This window comes from Phenylobacterium sp. (assembly GCF_013911965.1).
GTDB lineage: Bacteria > Pseudomonadota > Alphaproteobacteria > Caulobacterales > Caulobacteraceae > Phenylobacterium.
Genome location: NZ_JACESE010000005.1, coordinates 146921 through 168020 on the forward strand (window position 1 = coordinate 146921; position 21100 = coordinate 168020).

A 21100-nucleotide genomic window follows, 5' to 3' on the forward strand; every position below is an offset into this window, starting at 1 on the left:
CCGACGAACGGCCACGAGGGGACCGGGCGGCTGAGTGGCTCAAAACCACGCCCGGACCCCCACGACGACGGACAGGTTGCTCGGGGGCTCGCCCTCGGCGCGCGCCATTCTCTTGGTGCTTCCGTAGGTCTGTCGCCAGGAGACGCCGGCATACGGGGCCAGCTCACGGCGCAGCTCGTAGCGAAGGCGGGCGCCGATCTCTGTGTCGTTGAGGCCCTCGCCGACGCCGAAGCTCCGATCTGCCTGGAGCGCGGCGTTTGCCTCAATGCGGGGCTGAAGGATCAGGCGCTGGCTCAGCAATACGTCATAGGAGGCGGTCACTCGGGCCGAGACCTTGCCATCCTGGCTGACGAACAACGCCGGCTCCAGTTCGTAACGGTAGGGCGCCAATCCTTGCACGCCGATGACGCCGTAGACGCGGGACCGGTCTGGACCTGGCCCCGAGCGTCGCGCGTATCGCACGCCGGCTTGGAAATCGAAGAACGGGGCGATGAGCTGACCGTAGAGCAACTGGGCCTCTTGCTCGCTGTCAGCCCGTTTGGACGTGCTCTGCGCGCCCTCGCTCTTGACCCACAGGCGCTTCACGTCGCCTCCATACCAGCCGAAGACGTCCCAGCGGATAACGCCCGGGTCGTCGCTCTCTCGGTACTCTACGAGGTCGGCGAGGAAGTATCCGTAGTTGGCGCTGTCGGCCGTGGGCTGTGGCCATCCTTCGCGCTCAGCGAGATTGGGCAGCGTCTCGGGACCTCGATCCGAAGCGGCGGGCGCCGCACGATTGGCGGCAGGCGACATAGCCATTCCGGAGGGCATGCCGGCGCCGGGCAAAGAGGGCGCCTCCTGCGCGTGAACAACGGCAGGGGCTGCCAGGAAGGCGATGGCAAGAGCGGCCGAGCGCATCGGGATCTCCTACTGAGGGGGCGAAGAGACTTCGATGACGCGGAACATCCCCATCTCCATATGCAGCAGGAGGTGGCAATGCATGGCCCATTGGCCGGGCGCGTCGGCGGTGATGGCGACGGTTAGCCGCTCGGCTGGCTTGACGCTGACGGTGTGCTTGCGAGGTTGATGGGCGCCCGCACCGTTCTCGAGCTCCATCCACATGCCGTGCAGGTGGATGGGGTGCTCCATCATGGTGTCGTTGACCAGCACCAGGCGCAGGCGCTCGCCGTAGGCAAAGGGGATGGGCGCGCGGGCCTCCGAGTACTTCTTTCCATCAAAGGACCACATGTAGCGTTCCATGTTGCCTGTGATGTGCAGCTCGATCTCGCGTGTGGGCGTGCGCTGGTCCTCCTGCGGCGTCACGCTTCGCAGGTCGGCGTAGACCAGCACCCGCGCCGCGGGATCGTCGAAGCCGGAGCCCGGTTCGTGGAGGCGGCTGCGCGCCACCATCGCTACGGATGAGTTCCCGACGCCATGCGTGTCGGGCCCATGGATGAACGTGGGCGCCACGCCTGGCTTGGCGGCGAGCGGCGTTCCCATGTGCGCCATGGCGCTGGAGGCCCCGTTCGCCGCCACCGCGCCATGGGCGTGGGCGCTCGTGACCTGAGACTCGACCGCCGCACGATTACGTTCCACGGCGGCTATGTCGCCCGCCGCGTGCCCAGCTATGCCCATGACGGGAGCCTTGGGGGACGCCGTCGCATTGGACATGCCGGGCATGCCCGCCATGTCGCCGGACATCTCCATTCCCGACATGTCCATGCCCATGTCGGCCATGGTGCGCAGCGGCCTCTTGCGACGGGGTGGGATGGGCGCTGTCATTCCGGCGCGCGGCGCGAGCGTGCCGCGCGCAAAGCCACTGCGGTCCATCGCCTCTGCGAACAGGGTGTAGGCCTGGTCATCAGGCGTGACGATGACATCGAAAGTCTCGCCCGGCCCTATCCGGAACTCGTCCACGTCGACGGGCTGGACATTCTGCCCGTCCGCCTGGACCACAGTCATCTTCAGGCCCGGGATGCGGATGTCGAAATAAGTCATGGCGCCGGCAGCGATGAACCGAAGCCGCACGCGCTCGCCGCGGGTGAATAGGCCAGTCCAGTTCGCGTTCGCTGTCAGGCCATTGACGAGATAGGTGTAGGTGTAGCCGGTGACATCGGCGAAGTCTGTCGGGTCCATGCGCATCTTGGTCCAACTCAATCTCTCCCTAAGGGTCGCTGGCCAACCATCGCGCGCGGCATCCCGAAACAGGTCCGCGACCGTCCGCTTTTGGTAGTTGTAGTACCCCGCCTGCTTCTTGAGGTTCTTGATGATTTGCTCCGGCGGCTCGAAGCTCCAGTCCGACAGCATCACGACATAGTCGCGCTCGTAGGCGAACGGCTCAGGGGCGGCAGGGTCGATGATGAACGGGGCGTAGACGCCCAGCAATTCCTGTCCCCCGGAATGGCTGTGGCACCAGTACGTGCCGCTTTGCAGCAGCGGGAAGCGATAGGTGAAGGTTTCGCCCGGCGCGATGCCACCGAAACTCACACCGGGGACGCCATCCATCGCGGGCGGCAGGATGATCCCATGCCAATGGATGGACGCAATTTCCTCGAGTCGGTTTGTGACCCGCAGGACGGCTTCCTCACCCTCCCGAAAACGCAGCAGCGGGCCTGGGATCGTCTGGTTGATGGCCATGGCGCGGCCGGGGCGATCTCCGACCATCAGCTGGAAGTGACCGATCTCAAGGTCTAGAGCGCGCTGGCCCCTCGTTCCCGCGACAGGAGCGAGCGCCGCCTGGACGACGCTGGTCCGAGCGTAGGCCGGCGCCGCACGTGCAAGTGCGGCGGAGAGCCCCAGACCCCCGCCGGCCGCCAGCACAGCGCGGCGACTGATGAGTTCACGCGAACCGAACATAGCCCCTCCTCGCCGCTCCCGGCGCTGATCAGACGCGGCGGCGCGCGTTACGTTACAAGCCTACGGGCTATCGGCGTCGCCGCTCCTCGAGGGCGCGACCGCGCGATCAGAACGACGGACAACGGACTGTTCGCCAACCTGTCCGCTACAACGGCCCGATGGAGATCGAGACGGCCACTGCCGTCACAGGGCCACCGCGCCGTCTACGGACTCAAATTGTGACCGGTGAAAGCCCTCTCTTACTTGAGTTCCAGCATCTATTCCTCGGTATCGCTCACGCGCATCTCCGCGCGCTCGCCATGCTGGCGGAGCACATCGACCATCCTTTGGGCCTGATCGACAGCGACCGCCTTGCACCAGCATGGCGTCATCATCTGGTGATCGCGCCGAACCGCCCAGCCGTAGGCTTCCTTGACCACTTCAAAGGTAATCGGTCCGCGATCCCGGCCGCTCGTCGTGTCAGGTTCCGCCATGGCTGGCCTCCCTCAATGGCTGCGTTCGCGACCAGTGATGACGCGGACGCATTCTTATGACGCGAGAGCCTGGCGCGCCTTACAGCGCGCGGCACGATTGCCCGTTATCTCGGCTCTGGCGGGATGTAACAATGAGGGCGATCAAGCGTCTTCGAGAGCGCGTCCTGGCTGCAGGAGTCGCTCACTGTCCGGAGCGTTAGCGTCCTTCAGCTAGTCGCTATTCGCGTCGCCAGGCCTGAGCCATGTCAAGGCGAGGCAAAACAGGAGCAATCAGGAACCTGCCATGAGCTCCCGTCCCGATCATTCTCCCGCCGCCGAATCCGACCCCGATGAGAACCTGTCAGCGGTGACGGCTGCTGACGCGGCCGTCCGGCGCGAGCTCGTCGAGTGTCATCGCGATTTTCTGACCTTCCTGCGTCGCCGGCTGGGGAACCCACATGACGCGGAGGACGTGCTGCAGGAGTTCATCGCCCGCGCGTTGGATCGCTCCAAGCACCTCCGGGACGTGCAGTCCGTTCGTGGCTGGCTCAGCCGGGTTCTGGCGACGACGCTGGTCGATCACTACCGGCGCGCGGCCCGTCGAAAAGACTCTCCGCGCGACCCGGCTGACCTTGAGGCGCTCGCCGTCGCGCCGGACCCTGAAATCGAAGCGGCCGTCTGCTTCTGTCTCTATCGTCTGCTCCCGACCCTAAAGCCCGAATACAGCGAACTGATCTGGCGGGTCGATCTACTCGACGAGCCCCGCGACCGGGTCGCCGCGTCGCTTGGGCTGACGCTCAACAACGTCAACGTGCGTCTCCACCGCGGGCGTAGGGCGCTGCGGGCGAGGCTCGAGGAGATCTGCCTGACCTGTCCACAACACGGATTCCTCGATTGCCGGTGCGATGAGGGTGAGCGGATCCGTCTGATCCGCGCGCGGCAGGCGGCCGCGGGCTAAGCCGCAGGCACGGGCCACGACATAAGGGACGATGTTCTGTCAATGCGGCGCGCTCACCAAGCAGATGGCTTCCTAGCGGCTACGATCTTCTCCGCTCCAGTAGGAATCTAAGGGGGTCGTTTCTTGGATTCAGCGCCCACCGCTCGAGCTAGCCAGGGCCTGCTGGGCGTCGCCCTGGATAACCGCTAGGTGATGCGGATCGACGAAACTCTCCGCATAAATCTTGTTGAGGGGCTCGGTCCCTGACGGGCGGGCGGCGAACCACCCGCTCTTGGCCTTAACCTTCACGCCGCCGAACGGCTCGCCGCGGGGGCTGGCGATCTCTACCGACAACACGGGCTCGCCGCCGAGCTCAGCAAGTTGCAGATCCTGCGGTCTGAGGCCCCGCAGCCAGGCTTTTTGCTGCGGTGTGGCTGGGGCATCTAGACGTTCATAGTAGGAGGGCCCGATTGCGTCGGCCACCGACGTGTAGACCATGCTGGGGTCCTGGCCGGTTCGCGCAAGGATTTCAGCGGCCAGAAGCCCGAGGCTGAAACCGTCCTTCTCCGTTGTCCAAAGCGACCCGTCGAGCCTTCGGAACACCGCGCCCGCACTCTCCTCGCCCGCGAAGCCCAGGGCGCCGTCGGAAAGTCCATCGACGAACCAGCGAAATCCCACCGGCGTCTCAACCAGCGGCCGCCGGAGTCTGGCGGCAAGCCTGTCGATGAGGGCGCTTGTGACCATGGTCTTGCCGATCGCTAGCCCCCCAGGCCAAGTGGGACGGTGTTCAAACAGGTAGGCGACCGCTGCGGCCAAGTAACGGTTCGGCTCCATCAGACCACCCGAAGGCGTCACCACACCGTGCCGGTCGGCGTCCGGGTCGTTGCCGAACGCAATGTCGAAGCGCGCCCGCAGGTCGACCAGCCGGGCCATCGCATAGGGCGAGGAGCAATCCATACGAGTCTCGCCGTCATGGTCAGCGGTCATGAAGGCGAACCGCGGATCCACGACTTCGCTGACGACGGAGCCCTGCAGCCCGTAAGTCTCCAGGACCAGAGGCCAGTACTCGGCGCTGGCCCCGCCCAAGGGATCGATCCCAATACGCACCCCAGCGGCGCGGATCGCTCCAAGGTCCACCACCTGAGGCAACTCGGCGATGAAGGCAGTCCGATAGTCGTAACGCGCCGCACGCGAAGACCGAGCCGCGCGGGCATAAGGAACGCGCGGAACGTCCCGCAACGCCGTAGGAAGGGCAGCGTTGGCGAGCCGCTCGATCGCCTCGGTGATCCGGGGTTCGGCTGGCCCGCCGTGCGGCGGATTGTACTTCAAGCCGCCATCCTGGGGCGGATTGTGAGACGGCGTGAGAATGATCCCGTCCGCCAGCCCTGAGGTGCGCCCCCTATTGTAGTGCAGGATGGCGTGCGACACCGCAGGCGTCGGCGTGTAGCCGTCCCGGGTGTCGAGCATCACCGTAACGCCGGCGGCGACGAAGACCTCAACGGCCGTCCTGAGCGCGGGCTTCGAGAGCGCGTGGGTGTCGCCGGCCAGGAACAGCGGTCCACGGACGCTCGCGGCTTTGCGGTGACGACAGACGGCGGCGCAGATCGCCACGACATGCGCCTCATTGAAGGTCCCAGCGAGCGCCGAGCCGCGATGGCCGGAGGTCCCGAAGGCGACGCCTTGGGACGGATCTGTCGGGTCGGGGCGGACCGCCGTGTAGGCGTCGATGAGCTTGGAGACATCGATCAGATCCGCCTTCGACGGGGCGTCCTGCCCGGGAATCCACGCTACGGGTCAAGCCGCACCAGCCTTCGGGTCAACGGCGCCCAGCCGGACGCGCAGACGCCGGACGCCGTCCGCTGAGCTGAGGGGTATGCGCAACGGTCGCTCGCGCAGCCGAACGCCGTCCAGCACGGCTTCGGCGACGCCCCGGCAGACGCCGTCGGGGTTCTCCACCTCTATCTCGTAACGGGCGGCGCCAAACCGGTAGACGAGCTTGAAGCCTGGCCAGTGTCGCGGGATGCACGGATCGAGCAGCAGGGCGTCGCCATGGCGCCGCAGGCCGAGAAGCGACTCTAGTCCCGCGCGGTACATCCAGCCGGCGGCGCCTGTGTACCAGGTCCAACCGCCCCGCCCGAGGTGTGCCGGGTGCGAATAGATGTCGGCAGCGACCACGTAGGGCTCAACCTTGTACCGCTGGGCCTCAGATGGCGTGCGGCTATGATTGATCGGGTTGAGCATGGCGAGCAGGCTTGCGGTCCTGTCACCGTCCCCCACCGCTGCGAAGGCCGTCGCCGTCCAGACCGCGGCGTGAGTGTATTGGCCGCCGTTCTCTCGCACGCCGACCGGGTAGCCCTTGATATAACCGGGGTCCTTCGGACCCTTGTCGAAGGGCGGCGTGAACAACAGAGCTAGGCCGGCGTCGGCGTCGATCAACTCACGTTCAACCGCGGCCAACGCCTGCCGCGCGCGCTTCGGCTCCGCCGCCCCGGAGAGCACGGCCCACGATTGCGCAATGGCGTCGATGCGGCACTCGTCGCTGTTGGGAGAGCCCAGCGGCGAGCCGTCATCGTACCAGCCGCGAAGGTACCAGTCGCCGCCCCACGCGCTCCGCTCGAGCGCGGCCTTTATGCCCTCGGCGTGGGCAGCCCAGCGCTCTTCGTGCACCGCCTGCCCGCGAGCCGCCGCGAGCGGCGCGAAATCCGTCAAGGTGCGATGGAGAAACCAGCCCAACCACACGCTCTCGCCTCGGCCGTGCTGGCCGACGCGGTTCATGCCGTCGTTCCAGTCGCCGCCGCCGATCAACGGCGCGCCATGGCCCCCCACCTGCAGGCTGGCGTCTAGCGCCCGCGCGCAGTGTTCGAAGAGGCTGACGCTCTCGCCGGTTCCGGGATGGAAGAACGCCTCGGCCGCCGTCGGCTCAAGGGCGTGGCCTTCCAGGAACGGGATCGGCTCGTCGAGCACCGTGCGGTCGCCGGTCGCGACGACATAATGCGCGACCGCGTAGGCGAGCCACACCCGGTCGTCGGAAAAGCGGGTGCGGACCCCCTGGCCAGAGTGGGGCAGCCACCAATGCTGCACGTCGCCTTCGGGGAACTGGCGCGCCGCCGCCCTGAGCAAGTGCTCGCGGGCGGTTTCGGGTGACGCATGCACCAGCGCCATCACGTCCTGCAGCTGATCGCGGAAGCCATAGGCGCCGCTCGCCTGATAGAACCCGGCCCTCGCCCATAAGCGGGACGCGACGGTCTGGTAGAGCAGCCAGCCATTGAGCATCAGGTCCAGGGCGGGGTCGGGGGTTTGCACCTGTACGGCCCCTAGGAGACGCTCCCAATAGGCGTCTACTTCCGCCAGAACTTCATCCAAATCAGCCTGACGGTAACGCGCGATCAGCTCGCGGGCGGAGCCGGCGTCATCGCCCTCCCCGATGAAGAAGACCAGCTCGCCCGTCTCCCCGGGCGCGAGCGCCAGGGGCGCATCCATGGCCCCACAGGGGTCGAGCGCGGCCCCTGTTCGGCCGGAGAGCGCCTCGCCCGCCAGACCCGCTGGCCGACGCAGGCTGCCGTTGCGGCCGATGAATTCCCGGCGATCGCCCGTCCAGCTCGTCTGGCGGCCACAGGCGTCCAGAAACGCCACCCGCTCCCCAAAGCTGGGATTCCAACGGTTCTGGGCCATCAGGCCCCCGCTCGCTTCATCGACGTGCGTGACCGTGAAGGGCGCTATCGCGCCCCGGCTTTTGCCGAGGACCCACTCCACATAGGCGCAGGCCGACAGCCGGCGCGGCCGGCTGGACAGATTGCGGACTTTCAGCCGCAGGATTTTCACCGGGTCTAGCAGCGGCGTATAGGCGAGGAGCTCCGTCTCGAAGTCGCCGACCGTGGCTTCAAACCGGCTGTAGCCGCGGCCGTGGCGGCAGACATAGGTCGCCTCTGGATCCCGCACCGGGTACGCGGTCGGGCTCCAGAGCTCGCCGGTTTCCATGTCGCGCAGGTACAACGCCTCGCCACCGCGATCGGCGACCGGGTCGTTCGACCACGGGGTGAGCTGGTGCTCGCGGCTATTGAGGGCCCAGGTGTATCCCGAACCTTCCGCGGAGATCTGGAACCCGAAGCTCGGGTTGGCGACGACGTTGATCCAGGGCGCTGGCGTGGTCTGGCCAGGGCTGAGGACAACGACATACTCCCGGCCCTCGCGCGCGAAGCCGCCGATCCCGTTGTAGGCCTCCAGGTCTGGGACAGGCGATGACCGCAATGGCGTAGCGGAAACCTGCGGCGCCGCCAACGGCGGCCGCGGCCATTCCTGCCGGTCCCGGAGCCGGTCAAGCTGGTCTTCCAGCCGCCCGTGCTGCGCTGACAACACAACCCGCGAGACCGACAACAGGCGGGCCTGGAGCGCTGGCGAAACGAGGTCTCCGCGCAGCACGTACACAGCGCCCGGTACAGGGTCCTCGTCTGGCGCGCGGCGGGATTGCGTCACGCGCACCAAGGCCTCTAACGCGCCTTGCAGGTCTTGAATGTAGGAGGCCGCGTGGTCATTCAGGATCACGACATCCACCGGGAGCCGCTGCAGCTTCCAGTATTCCGCAGCGTGGAGCAGGTCGCGGGCGGTGGCGAGATGTTCGAGGTCGTCTATCCGCAATAGGATTAGGGGCAGGTCGCCTGATATGCCCAGGGCCCAGAGGTCCGGCTGCCCCCCCGCGCCTGCCGCTACCACCTCCGACGAGGGTCTGAGCGCAGGCGCCGCGTAGATCAGGTGGCCGGCCAGGCGCTGGAAGTTGTCGGCGTCCCGGTGGGTGACGCCGAGATGGCGCAGCTGCACCTGCGCCCGGGTCCACGCCAAGGCTGCGGCCCGTTCGCAGGCTGCGGTGTGAAGATGCTGATCCAACACCTCCAAGATGGCTTCGCGCGAGCCCGCGGCGAAGGTCCAGAAGGAGACCTGGGCTGTAGAGCCGGGGGCGATCCGCACGCGTCGCCGAAGCGCGAAGATCGGATCGAGCACCGCGCCAGCCTGGCCGCTCAGCGGGCGGCCTTCGAAGACGGCGATCGGTGCGCGGACATCGCGGTTCCGGCCCAGGAAGCGCGCGCGATCGGTCTCGAATTCCGGTTTGCCGAGGGCCTCGCCTTCGACGATCGCCAGATGGGCGGCCCAGAGCTCAGGCTCCTCCGGCGCCCGGCGTCGACGGGTCGCAAGCAAAGCGCCCCCAAGCGCCGGATGGTGTTCCGTCTCCACGAACAGCTTGGAGAACGCCGGGTGGGCGGCGTCGGCGGCGTCGGGCGCAAGGACCAGCTCACCATATGAGGTGATTTCGACTTCGCGCTCGATGGCGCCTGCATTGGTCAAGGTCACGCGTCGGAGCTCCCCGTCATCCTCCGCGGAAACCAGCACCACGAGTTCAGTCACCAGGTCGCCATCGCGGCGCGAGTACTCCGCGCGGTCGGCGAAGAAGGTCACGCCATACTCCGACGGCTCGGCGGCGGTAGGCTGATAGCCAGTGGACCAAACGCGCCCGCTAGCCACATCGCGCAGATAGATGAAAGCGCCCCAGTCGTCGCGCACGCTGTCTTCGCGCCAGCGCGTTAGCGACTGGCTTCGCCAGCGGCTGTAACCGCCTCCCGCAGCGGTAAGCAGCACGCTGTAGCGACCGTTCGACAAAATGTGGGTGGCAGGCCTCGCGCCGTGCGGTGTGGAGTAGTGGCGCCCGCGCGCCAGTTCCGGCGCCTGGGTCAAGTGCGGGACCGCGCGCTCGGCGGCGGCCGTCGCCGGCCGGACGTCGCGCGGCATGCGCTCGTGCAGGAGGAGCTCGGCGGCCTGAACCAGCGGATCGGCGTGGAAGCGCTCGCGTAACAGTCCGCCCAGCAACGTATTCGCCAAGGCGGTGACCGTCATCCCCTGGTGATGGGCCATGAACGATCGCACGATAGCGACACGGGCGCCTTCCGGCACCCGCGCGGGCGTGTAGTCCAAAGCCTCATAGAAGCCGTGGCGTCCCTTTGCGCCCGCCGCGGTCAAGACGCCGAAGTTGGCGACGGCTTCGCGCGGATCGATCATCGCGGCGAGCGCTGTCGCATAGGGTGCGACGACGGCCTCCTCGTCGAGGCCTCGCTTGAGACCGAGACCCGGAATCCCGAAGTTGGAGTATTGGTAGGTGAACTCGAGATCCCGCGCATTGAACCCAGATTCCGAGACGCCCCAGGGCCGGCCATGGCTCCGCCCGTAAGCAATTTGGCGGCGGACGACCGCCCGCAGCGACCGCTCCAGCAGACTGCCGGCCGGCGAGCGCATCACCAACGACGGCATCAGGTACTCGAACATGGACCCCGACCAGGAAATCAGGGCCGCGCCTTCAGGCGTGGGGGTCACAGCGTGACCGAGTCTAAACCAGTGACGCGCCGGCACGTCGCCCTTAGCGATGGCGAGGAAGCTCGCCAGCCGGGCCTCAGAGGCCAACAAATCGTAGCAGTTGGCGTCCAGCGCCCCATCGGCGACGCGGTAGCCGATCGACAGGAGCTTGCGGTCTTGATCGAGCAGGAAGCCGTACTCCATCTCCAGCGCCAGCTGGCGCGCGGCGGCTTCCGCCGCTGCGAGACGGCGGTCCAGCTCAGAGAATTCCAAGTCGCGGAGATGGCTGCGGAGCCCCGCCTCCACCGCGGATAGCCAATGGGCCAGCTCCGCAGCGTCCTCGAGTTCCGCCAGCAGACCCCTCAGCGGTTCGGCGAGTCCCGCCCATTCGCGCAGGACATCGTCCAAAGTTCGGGCGTCCTTTCCCTCCTCGCTTCGGCGCAAGGTCCCCGAGAGGTCCCGTAGCGCACCCTCCAGGCGCTCCCAGGTCTGATGTGCGGACACCGCAGGCGCGCAGAGCGGCGCCAATTCCTCCCTGGCGAGGTCGATGGCGTCGGACACGCCGGCCCATCGCGCCTGCGGCGGGAGCGGCTGGGCCCGCCACGCGCGGCAGCTCGCCGCGAGCGTCAGCAGGCATCCAGCCAAGTTGCCGCTGTCCACGGTGGACACATAAAGCGGCTCCAGCGCGCGGAGATCGCGCGTGTCATACCAGTTGAGCAAGTGGCCGCGGCGGCGGTCCATACGCTGCAAGGTGGCCAGCGTGGCCTCTATACGCTCGAGGGCGTCGCCGACGCCGATCCAACCGAGATCACGCGCGCAGACGGTCGAGAGCAGGTAGAGACCAATGTTGGTGGGAGATGTGCGGTGGGCGACGGCCGGGGGATCTTCCTGGACGTTGTCCGGCGGCAGGTGGTTGTCGGCGGCGGTGACGTAGGTTTCGAAGTAGCGCCAGGTCCGGCGCGCCGTCAGACGCAGCGCGGCCGTGTCGGCCGCGGTCAGCTCGCCCGCTTCCGGCAGGGGTTGAATTCGGCTGATCCGCTGAGCGACCAACGGCGCGAACAGCCAGGCGAAAGAGATGCTCACCCCGAGCGGCCAAGCCTCGCCGGACCCGATCGCACTGATCGCAAGGCCTGCGCAGGCCAGGGGCAATACGCCCCACATCCGTCGATAGAAGTCTGAGACGCCCAACGGCAGGCCTGCCGCGAGCTGGGCTGCGGGCACCCATTCCAGCAGTCGACGGCGGGTGACAAACAGGCGCCATAGCGTCCGAACGATGGCGTCGGACATGAGCCAGGCCTGGTGGGGCAGAAGCGTGACCAGCAGCAGGGCGCGGGCGGTCGCGACGCGGAGGTCCGCGCCCATGCCTCTCAGTCGGTCTCGCGTGCGTATCCCTGCAGTGCGCGGCGCAAGGTCATCGATCAGCGGCATGAGCGCCGGCGCGACGACGGAGCCCAGCACGAACAGCGTCCAGACGATGGCATGGTTGCCGAGGGCGGCCCACCCCGCGAACAGCGCCGCTACGGCCGCTGGCGCGGTCAGGGTCCGTCGCAGGTTGTCGAGCATCTTCAGCCGCCCGATGACCGGGAGCGGCCCCGGCGCGAGGCATCTGCCGGCGGGTATGCGAAGAATCCAAGGCAACAACTGCCAGTCGCCGCGAGCCCAGCGATGGTGCCGAAGGCCCGCAACGTCGTAACGGGTGGGGGCGTCGTCCACCACCTCGACATCGGACACCAGACCGGTACGCGCATAGACCCCCTCGAACAGGTCATGGCTCAACATCGTTGATTCCGGTACGCGCCCGCAAAGCGCCGCCTCGAAGGCGTCTACGTCGTAGATCCCCTTGCCCCCGTAGGAGCCTTCGCCGAACAGGTCCTGATAGACGTCGCTTACCGCGGCGGCATAGGGGTCGATCCCGCTCGCTCCCGAAAACAGCCGGTGGAACAGCGAGCCGCTATGCCCCACCGGCAGCGCCGGCGAAACCCGCGGCTGCAGGATTCCGTAGCCTTCCACCACCCGCTGCTGTCCCGCATCGAGGCGTGGGCGGTTGAGAGGATGGGCCATCTTGCCGATCAGGCGGCGCACCGTGTCATGGGGCAGGCGCGTGTCGGCATCCAGTGTAATGACGTACCGCACACCCTCCGGGACGGTGATTGGCGCCTCGGGCGCGGTGACGAACGTCGTGTCCTGCGCCCCGCGCAGCAGGCGGTTCAACTCGTGGAGCTTGCCGCGTTTGCGCTCCCATCCGATCCAGCGGCCTTCACTGTCGTTCCATACCCGCCGGCGGTGCAGCAGCAGGAAACGGTCTCCCCCAGGCGCTGGGCCATACTTCTGGTTCAGGCTCGCGATCCCATCGGCCGCCAGGGCAAGGAGTTCGGCATCGACCGACTGGCTCTCGCGTTCCGCGTCTACCCAGTCCGACAGGAGTGCGTAGTGGACGTCGCCTTCGACACTGGCGAGATAGTGGATCTCCAAGCCCTCGACCTGCGCCCGGATCGCCTCCGGGCTGGTGAGCATCATCGGCACCGCCACGAGAGTGCGATGCTCGGCGGGGACTCCGCCCGCGAGCTCGAGCGCTGGGAGAGCGTCTGCTCGAACGCTATGGGTAACGACCGCGTTGACGAGGGCGACGGCGAGCTCCAAGGCCGGCACCGCTCCGAGCACCGCCAAAGCGCCCAGCCAGATGCCGCCCAGGCCCAGGTCTCGCACATGCAGGAGCGGCAATAGGAGGGCAAACGTCGCCACGAAGATGATCGCTGCGGCATAGCCGCCGGTTCCGAGGCGCTGGAAAGCCCGGGTCAGGAACTCGCGCGGCCGCGGTCTAAATCCCAGCGCCACTTCGAAGCGGGGTCGTTCCGACCCGATCAGGTGACAGCCGACGTGGCAGCTCGCCACCTCGCCAGCACAGGCCTCAGCGCGTGCGATAGCGGCCCAAGTGACCTCCATCTCGCTCTTACCGCTGCCTCGCGAAAGGGCCTCGATTGCGGTGCGGTAAAGATTGCGCGTCGCGAAATCCATCTCCCCGAAATCGCCTGCCCCTGTAAGCGCCGCATCGATGAGGCTCATCCGTTCGACCAGGTCCAGCCAGTCCACTTCCGAGATGCGCCGCAGGCTCGTGACGATGTTGCGGACGGTGCCGGCGGCGGCGACCTGCCGATCGTGCTCCCCACGAACGACGGCGTCAGCTGTAACGCCGTGCTCTGCGAGCTGCTCGTCCAGCCAGCCCAACACGGGTGCGATCCTCGCGTCCTGATCGCGCAGCCGATGCACCAGCTGCATCGTGAAGGCGTCCGGGCGCTGCCGACCTTCCCAGCCCTGCAGTATGGCGGCAGCGGGTTCGGGGTCGCGTCCGTAGGCGCCGAGCAGGCGGTCCGCCAGGTGGTCGGCGGTGATGCGGGCCTCGCGACTGTCCAAGATTTGGTCGGCGAGGCGCCGTAGATTCTCCACCAGAATGAGGCGCAGGGTGATGGCCACCGCCCAAAGCTCGCCGATGGTGAGCGGGTGGACGCTCTGGTACGCATGAACGTAGCGCTGCAGCATCTCCACGTCGAAGCGGCTGTCGGTGTGGGCGACGAACGCCCAGACAAGCCCAAACACCCGCGGGTAGCCCGCGAAGGGCCCAGAGATCAGCTTCGGAAGCTGCCGGTAGTAGCCGGGCGGCAAGTCCCGACGGATTTCGCGGATCTGCTCCTCGACCACATGGAAGTTATCGAGTAGCCATTGCGCCGCGGGCGTTGCGCCGTCGTCGCCCCCACCCGAACGTTGCAGCACCTTGAAGGCTTCGATGAGCCGGCGCTGGTTGGCCAGCAACCGGCCAGTGAGACTGCGACCAGCCTTGGGGCAGCGTTCGACGGGCTGAGCCAGGGCGAGGCTCTTGGCGTGCGCCTCAAGCCGCTCGATGCTGAACAGTTCGGCGCGGATCGGCGTCTGGTCCGACCACAGGCCGCCAGCCGGGAACAGGCCTAGCGACATGGCGGATGCGCCTCGGCTCGCAAGGCCAGAGAGGAATCCACCAGATCGACGCGGGTCGTCGCCGACACCTGTGTGTTGTCCGGAGCCGCTGTTCATCCGCCACCAGACGCATTCGCACCGCCGCCATTACAGCGACGCTGCCGTTGGAGCGGGTGATTACGCTGGGTGCTGAAGAGAAGATTGAGCGCGGGGTCAAATCCTTGCTGTAGCGCTGCAACCCTTTCACGCACCCTGCAGTGAACTCGGCGCCGGACTAGCGCTACAGGGGGGGCTCCAAACTTCGCAGAACCCCCTTGTCTGTAAGCTTCAGCCGACCCTGGCGTCTTGTTTCAAGGACGGCCCGAGCGGGCCATTGGAGGAGACGCGATGAGCCGCAGGGAAGTGATGAATCAGCAGAGCATCAGGTCCGGCGTGCAGTTGATGGCCCTAGGTTGGAGCCTCTCGATCTTCTTTCTGCTGACGTTCGTGTTGTGCGCCGCGCTGGTCTATCTGCTGCCCGCGGATACCGAGCATCTGCTCGCCCGCGTCATGCCCTCGCTTGACTGGCGCGACCCGTCGAACACCGCGTTCGGGGCCGTCGCGGCTTTCGCCTCGGGCTGGTACGCGGCCTTTTTCGGCGGCGGTCTCTACAACTACTTTCGCGGCCGGCCCTGAGCCGCGGAAAGGGCGAGCGCCCCCCTCGCTCGCCCCTGGCCTGATCGTCCCCGGTCAGGTGATGCGCCGGGAGCGGGCCTAAGGGTCCGCTCCCAAGCGCGCTGGAACGGCAACTCGCTCAGAGTGCCTCGCCACTAAAGTCGCGGGCCCTCAGGGTCACGCCAAAAGCCACCGGGTTCACGGCCAGGAACAAAGCCAGCAGCGTCAGGCCCGAATGCGCCGGCTCCCAACGCCGCAGGTAAAGTCGATCATCATGGCCGGAAGTGGGCTGTGCAAGACGTTCCCCGGAGCGTGATCGCCCTGCCAGCACACGCGACGCCCAAGATAAGCGGCAATACGCACGAGGTGACAAAACCCCTCAAATAAATTTTTGCTTTGCCACTTAAATGTTGAACTTGATCGCGATCAAAGAAGGCGGTTTCATTCCCGTTGAAGCTCCACGCGAACAGATCGGGGGACATTCGAATGCTGCACGCGACAGCCGAAATATTTGAGAGTGCTGATAGTGGAGCGACATTCCATCCGTTGGAATCTTCGCGGGGCCTTGCTGATCCTCAAGGCGGCAGGGACGATCTGGCCTTGCAGCTGGCCGCCGAACGGCCCCGCCAGATACGCTTCCTGCGCAGCCGTCTGCCGTCGCAGCAAGACGCCGAGGACGCTTGGCAGGACGCCGCTATCAAGTTCCTGCAGCACGCTGAATCACTGGGCGCCGCCGAGCGCCCTCAGGCCTGGATGGGCGTCACCCTGCGCCGGCTGGTGGTCGACCGCTACCGCAGGGCCGCCGTCCGGCGCCGCACACTCGATGCTCTGGCCGTCCAGCCTGCGCCGGACGCGGCCGACACGGACGAGGACCTCGTCGCTCCGAGCGATTGCCTGAAGGCCGCCCTTCGCGAGCTCAAGTCGGAGTACCGCCAGATCCTCACCGAGACCTATCTCGATGAGCGCCCCCTGAAGGCTGTCGCCCACCATCTGGAGCTCACCGCCAACAACGCCGCCGTGCGCCTCCACCGCGCCCGCAACGCCCTGCGTCAGGTCATGGCCGAGAAGTGCCAGAGCTGCGCTCTTGCCGATTGCTGGGCCAGGACGAGGGCCGAAAAGCTGCTCAAGGCCTAGTGGCGGCCCCAGCGATGTTACGCGGGCCGTGTAATCTAGGAGAGTCCGATGACCAGCTACCCTCCAAGCGGTTGCGGCGGAGAGTCCTTCTCGTCGCGCTGTAATGACGTGTCCCGATCTGCGTCGTCCTACGCGTCGGTTGTGCGAGGGCGCGGTCGAGCGCCTGGGTGAGGAGCTTTTCAGATGGAACATCGACAATCACCGCCAAGTCGCCCTGCATCGCTCTCAGGGGGCCCTTTTGGGCCTGGGACCCCCGATAGGCGCGCGCGCCCCACCCAGGGGCTGCGAATGCTCCTCACAGGGCTGGTCATCGCCGTCTTAGGCGCTGGCCTGATCTTCCTCTTGGTAGGCGAGCACCGTCTGCACGTGCTGGGTTGGCTGCCTTTCCTGCTGCTGCTCCTTTGCCCGCTTCTTCATCTGGGCATGCATGGGGGACATGGCGGTCACGACGGCAGTCGCGACGGTGAAGATCAGGCGCCGAAAACCGGGGTCCAGACCCACCAGCACAGGTTATAGAAGAGGCCGCAATGTCCGATACGCCCGCATACGGCCTCTGGTCCTTGGTGATCCTGAATTCAGCGCTATTCATCTTCTTCGCATTGACCTTCTTTAAACCGCGGACGGCGCGCGATTGGCGCTCGTTTGGCGCGTTCAGCGCTTTCCTCGTGGCCTTGTTCACTGAGATGTACGGCTTTCCGCTGACCATCTACTTCCTGTCAGGTTGGCTGCAGAGCCGTTTCCCGAACGTCGACTGGTGGTCGCACGACGCCGGTCACCTCCTCGAGATGATGTTCGGCTGGAAGGCTAACCCCCATTTTGGTCCGTTCCACTTGCTGAGCTTCGCCTTTATTGGCGGGGGTTTCTGGGCGATTTCGGCGGCTTGGCCGGTGCTGTATCGCGCCCAGCGTGAAGGCAAGCTGGCGACGACCGGCTCGTACAGCCGGGTCCGACATCCGCAATACGTCGGCTTCGTCCTGGTGATGTTCGGCTTCCTGCTGCAATGGCCGACACTGCTCACGCTCGCGATGTTCCCGGTCCTGGTGGTGATGTACTGGCGCTTGGCCGTCAGCGAAGAGCGCGAGACCGCGGCCCGCTTCGGCGAAGTCTATGCCGCGTACAAGCGCGCCACGCCCGCTTTCATCCCGCGCCTGCGCCGGTCAGGCGACGCCCAGCGTTCTCCAGTTTGATCCGCACGTCCAGCGCCGCCACCGCAGGGGTATGCCATGCGCACAACGACCGTCGACGTATCTGGCTTCCGGACGCCTTTGGATCCGCTGGTGGTCGAGAAGCAGCTCGCGGGTCTGAAGGGCGTCAGACAGGTCACGGCCAACTTCGCCTCAGCCAGCGCCACCGTGACCTACGACGAGGCGCAGGTCAGCCCCGCCGAGCTTGAACAGGCGGTGCGGGACTGCGGTTTTCATTGCGCCGGGCAAGTCGTGCCGCGCCACGTCTGCGCCCCTGGACAAGACGCGTTAAGAGCCGAGGCGATCGACGAGCATGGCCCCCCGCCGCCGGCCGCGGGCAGGGCCGCACCAAAGGCGGGACACGGCGAGCACGACGCTATGGCGGGCATGGGCCACGGGCCGAGCATGGATATGAAGTCCATGGCTCGCGATATGCGCAACCGCTTCGTGGTGGCGCTCGCCTTCACCATTCCCATCTTCTTTCTCGCCCCGATGGGCATGGACTTCCTGCGGGTAGAGCCGCCGTTTGGCTGGGATCTAGAACTGGTTCTGTTTGTACTCGCGAGCGGCGCAATTCTGTGGCCCGGTTGGCCCTTCTTCATCGCTGCGGCGCGAGCTCTGCGGCGCGGCGTGTTCAACATGGCCGTGCTCGTGCTGCTCAGCGTTGGGACGGGCTACCTCTTCAGCGTTGGCACGACCTTCTTCTTCGAGGCCGCGAACTTCTACGAGGCCTCGGCCCTGCTGCTCGTATTCATCCTGCTCGGACACTGGTTGGAGATGCGCGCGAGGGCTGGTGCGTCCGAGGCGATCCGGCGGCTGATGGATCTCGCCCCGCCGACCGCAAAGGTCATCCGCGACGGGGTCGAAGTAGAAATCTCAACCTCCGAGGTGGAGGTCGGCGACCTCGTGGCGGTCAGGCCCGGCGGCAAGATTCCGGTCGACGGCGTCATCGAAGAGGGCGCGTCGGAGATCGATGAGTCGATGCTCACCGGGGAATCTTTGCCGGTTTCCAAGAAGGTCCGCGATGCTGTCGTGGGCGGATCGATCAACAAGACCGGCGCCTTCCGCTACCGCGCCACCAAGGTGGGTTCCGACACCGCGCTCGCCCAGATCGTCAAGCTTGTCCAGGAGGCGCAAAATTCCAAGGCTCCAGCCCAGCTCTTGGCGGACAGGGCCTCGCAGTGGCTGGTGCTGGCGGCGATCGTCATTGGCCTGTTGACCTTCGCAATCTGGTTCTGGGTGATCGGCCAGACGCTGCTGTTCGCGCTGACGCTCACCATCACTGTCTTTGTCATCGCCTGCCCCGACGCGCTCGGCCTCGCCACCCCTATGGCCATCATGGTCGGCACCGGATTGGGCGCGGCCCATGGCATCCTGATCAAGGATGCCGCGGCGCTGGAGGACGCCGTGAAGCTCGATGTCATCATCTTCGACAAGACCGGCACGCTCACCATGGGCCAACCGAAGGTGGAGCAAGTGGTCCCTGGGCCAGGGTTCGACGAGGCGACGATCATCGCGATCGCCGCGGCCATCGAACAGGGTTCGGAGCACCACATCGCCGTCGCGGTGCTTGAAAGAGCGCAGGGCCTCACATTGTCCCCGCTGACGGAGTTCGCTTCGTTCGAAGGCAAGGGTGTTCGCGCCCTCGTGGACGGACGGACTGTCTACTCGGGCAACCGCATGTTGATGGAGGAAAACAGTATCGATCTGGGTCCGCTCGCCGCGAAGTCCGCCGAATTGCAAGGCGCCGGCCGCACCGTGGCCCATATCGCCCGCGACGGTCGTGTGATCGGCCTCATCGCCATCGCCGATGCCCCGCGACCGACTGCACGCGAGACCATCGAGCGATTGCAGGCCCTGGGCGTCAAGGTGGCGATGATCACCGGCGACAACCTGGGTACGGCGCAGAGAATTGGTCGCGAGCTCGGGATCGATATCGTCCTGGCCGAAGTGCTGCCCGGCGACAAGGCCGCCAAAGTCAAAGAGCTGCAGGCGCAGGGCAACAAGGTCGGCATGGTGGGGGACGGGGTCAACGACGCCCCCGCCCTTACCCAGTCTGACGTCGGCTTCGCCATCGGCGCGGGCACGGACGTGGCGATCGAAAGCGCCAAGGTCGTCCTGATGCGCAGCGACACCCTCGATGTCGTCAAGGCTGTCGAGCTCTCCCGCGCGACCTTGCGCAAGATGCACCAGAACCTCTGGTGGGCCGTGGGCTACAATATTGTCGCCTTCCCCGCGGCCGCGGGCGTCTTCTACCCCATCACGCTCCGCCCCGAAGTCGCGGCCATCGCCATGTCTGGCAGCTCTGTGCTGGTCGCGGTCAACGCACTGCTGCTGAAGCGTCTACGCCTCGGCGAAGACGGGCCTCGGCATCAGCAAACACCCGCGGTCAACGTCACACAAAGGGCCGCTTAAAGTTGCGCTTGGCTGCGCCTCTCAGCTCGTCGCTTCCAGCCCTCCTGAAACGTCTGGCGTTGAATCGTAGCCTCTCGCCCCCAGGGGCACGATGCGACGGGCGCTTCTGCCTGCCCAAGATTGTTAGCGACAAAGGCGCCGAGCGACCTTCATGCCCTATCCGCTCGGCTACTGGTCTACCTCGCCTCGAGCTTCCCCGTCACCGCAGCGGCGTTCGGCGCTCCTAAGCTTTGTTTGGTGACTTCACCGAAACGGACCTCACCAGACAGCCTTGCGGACACGGCCATCAGCAACAAACGCTGACTTGACCCCTCCGTCCAGGCGTCCCTGCCTGGCGACGAACGCAGGGCAACTACGTCTCCGCTCATCTATATTCGTTCTGCGCAATCCTGAGGCATGCTTGAGCACTGTCTGCCCACTTCCTCATCACGCCAGCTCTCTAAACGTGTCAGAAACCACCATCACTATCATCTCAACCCGCACCGATGTTATCGGTGCAAGCGCCTAGTAGGAGAGACGGAAGAATGATGAAAAGGGTGTATATCTGGGGCTTGATCGCCGCAGCGGGTGCGCTTTCCGCGTGCGCGACAACGAATGAGCCATCGACCCCTGAGCAGCGAGCGGCTTGTGAAAAGATGCTAGAAATGGGCGAAGGGGCCACGCACAGCCATTCGTCGGATAAGACTGGGGCGGTGAACACCATGGGCATGAGCCATGCGCAGTGCCGCCAGCTGCTAGGCAAATAGTCTCTTGGCAACGGTCCACTGACCCTCGCTAGGGAGAGCGGCGCCGTCTCAATCCCTGGGCGGCGCCGCCGAGGGCGATAAACCTTTCGACGACCACCCGCGTATACGCGATAGCAGCGATGTCGCACGCCGGGGTCAGCGCCACGGTCTCGCCAGGGCGAGCTGTAGCGCTCACGCTGGCGGTTAGGACGCGGCCAGGTAGATGCCGCTGAGCGGCCTAAGGCCACGTTCGCGACGATGTCGGTGAGCGCTGGCGGATCCAGATGCTGTCTTTGGACCAAGCGGTGAACACGCAACAAGGACGCTCAGATCGGCCCGTGACGCTCGCTGTCGACCACGCACTCCACGCAAGCCGCGCTGCCACGCCGCTTCGAAGAGCCCTGCCCCGTTCTGCGCCAGGAGATCGCCGCTCGTAAAGGGTGGCCAGAACTGTAAGCCGAGCGTCCTGCGGGTGTTTGT

Annotated in this window: 11 protein-coding genes; 6 read left to right on the forward strand and 5 right to left on the reverse strand. The window is 66.3% G+C overall.

Annotated features, from left to right (window positions below):
* Positions 1 to 39: 39 nt before the first annotated feature.
* The 3 genes from H2041_RS07075 to H2041_RS07085 form a co-directional block, all read right to left on the reverse strand.
* Positions 40 to 897 carry a copper resistance protein B gene (locus tag H2041_RS07075; RefSeq protein ID WP_293410936.1) on the reverse strand — a complete coding sequence of 286 codons (858 nt, stop codon included), beginning with the start codon at positions 895 to 897 and terminating at the stop codon, positions 40 to 42.
* 9 nt (positions 898 to 906) lie between these two features.
* Complete coding sequence (locus H2041_RS07080; RefSeq protein ID WP_257817689.1) at positions 907 to 2835, reverse strand: copper resistance system multicopper oxidase; 1929 nt, start codon at positions 2833 to 2835, stop codon at positions 907 to 909.
* A gap of 257 nt (positions 2836 to 3092) precedes the next feature.
* On the reverse strand, positions 3093 to 3308 hold the full coding sequence (locus H2041_RS07085; RefSeq protein WP_257817688.1) for a hypothetical protein: 216 nt from the start codon (positions 3306 to 3308) through the stop codon (positions 3093 to 3095).
* A 283-nt stretch (positions 3309 to 3591) separates the two neighbouring features.
* On the opposite strand from H2041_RS07085, the gene H2041_RS07090 reads away from it, so the two are divergent.
* Positions 3592 to 4245, forward strand: coding sequence for a sigma-70 family RNA polymerase sigma factor (locus tag H2041_RS07090; protein ID WP_257835873.1), 654 nt, complete (start codon positions 3592 to 3594; stop codon positions 4243 to 4245).
* 129 nt (positions 4246 to 4374) lie between these two features.
* Here the strand turns inward: H2041_RS07090 and H2041_RS07095 are convergent, their stop codons facing one another.
* Complete coding sequence (locus H2041_RS07095) at positions 4375 to 6006, reverse strand: phosphoglucomutase (protein ID WP_293411157.1); 1632 nt, start codon at positions 6004 to 6006, stop codon at positions 4375 to 4377.
* 12 nt (positions 6007 to 6018) lie between these two features.
* Entirely contained in the window at positions 6019 to 14529 is an 8511-nt protein-coding gene (locus tag H2041_RS07100; RefSeq protein WP_293410940.1) for a glucoamylase family protein, read from the reverse strand.
* Positions 14530 to 14895: 366 nt separating this feature from the next.
* Between H2041_RS07100 and H2041_RS07105 the strand changes: the two genes are divergently transcribed.
* From H2041_RS07105 to H2041_RS07125, 5 genes are all read left to right on the forward strand, one after another.
* A complete protein-coding gene (locus H2041_RS07105) occupies positions 14896 to 15183 on the forward strand; it encodes a hypothetical protein (protein WP_293410942.1) in 288 nt (95 codons plus the stop codon).
* A gap of 579 nt (positions 15184 to 15762) precedes the next feature.
* Positions 15763 to 16296, forward strand: coding sequence for a sigma-70 family RNA polymerase sigma factor (locus H2041_RS07110; RefSeq protein WP_293396277.1), 534 nt, complete (start codon positions 15763 to 15765; stop codon positions 16294 to 16296).
* Between the two features lie 288 nt (positions 16297 to 16584).
* The gene (locus H2041_RS07115; protein ID WP_257817683.1) at positions 16585 to 16812 is read left to right on the forward strand and encodes a DUF2933 domain-containing protein; all 228 of its coding nucleotides are present in this window, start codon (positions 16585 to 16587) and stop codon (positions 16810 to 16812) included.
* An 11-nt stretch (positions 16813 to 16823) separates the two neighbouring features.
* The gene (locus H2041_RS07120; RefSeq protein ID WP_293396283.1) at positions 16824 to 17483 is read left to right on the forward strand and encodes an isoprenylcysteine carboxylmethyltransferase family protein; all 660 of its coding nucleotides are present in this window, start codon (positions 16824 to 16826) and stop codon (positions 17481 to 17483) included.
* Positions 17484 to 17519: 36 nt separating this feature from the next.
* On the forward strand, positions 17520 to 19895 hold the full coding sequence (locus tag H2041_RS07125) for a cation-translocating P-type ATPase (protein ID WP_293410947.1): 2376 nt from the start codon (positions 17520 to 17522) through the stop codon (positions 19893 to 19895).
* Positions 19896 to 21100 lie beyond the last annotated feature (1205 nt).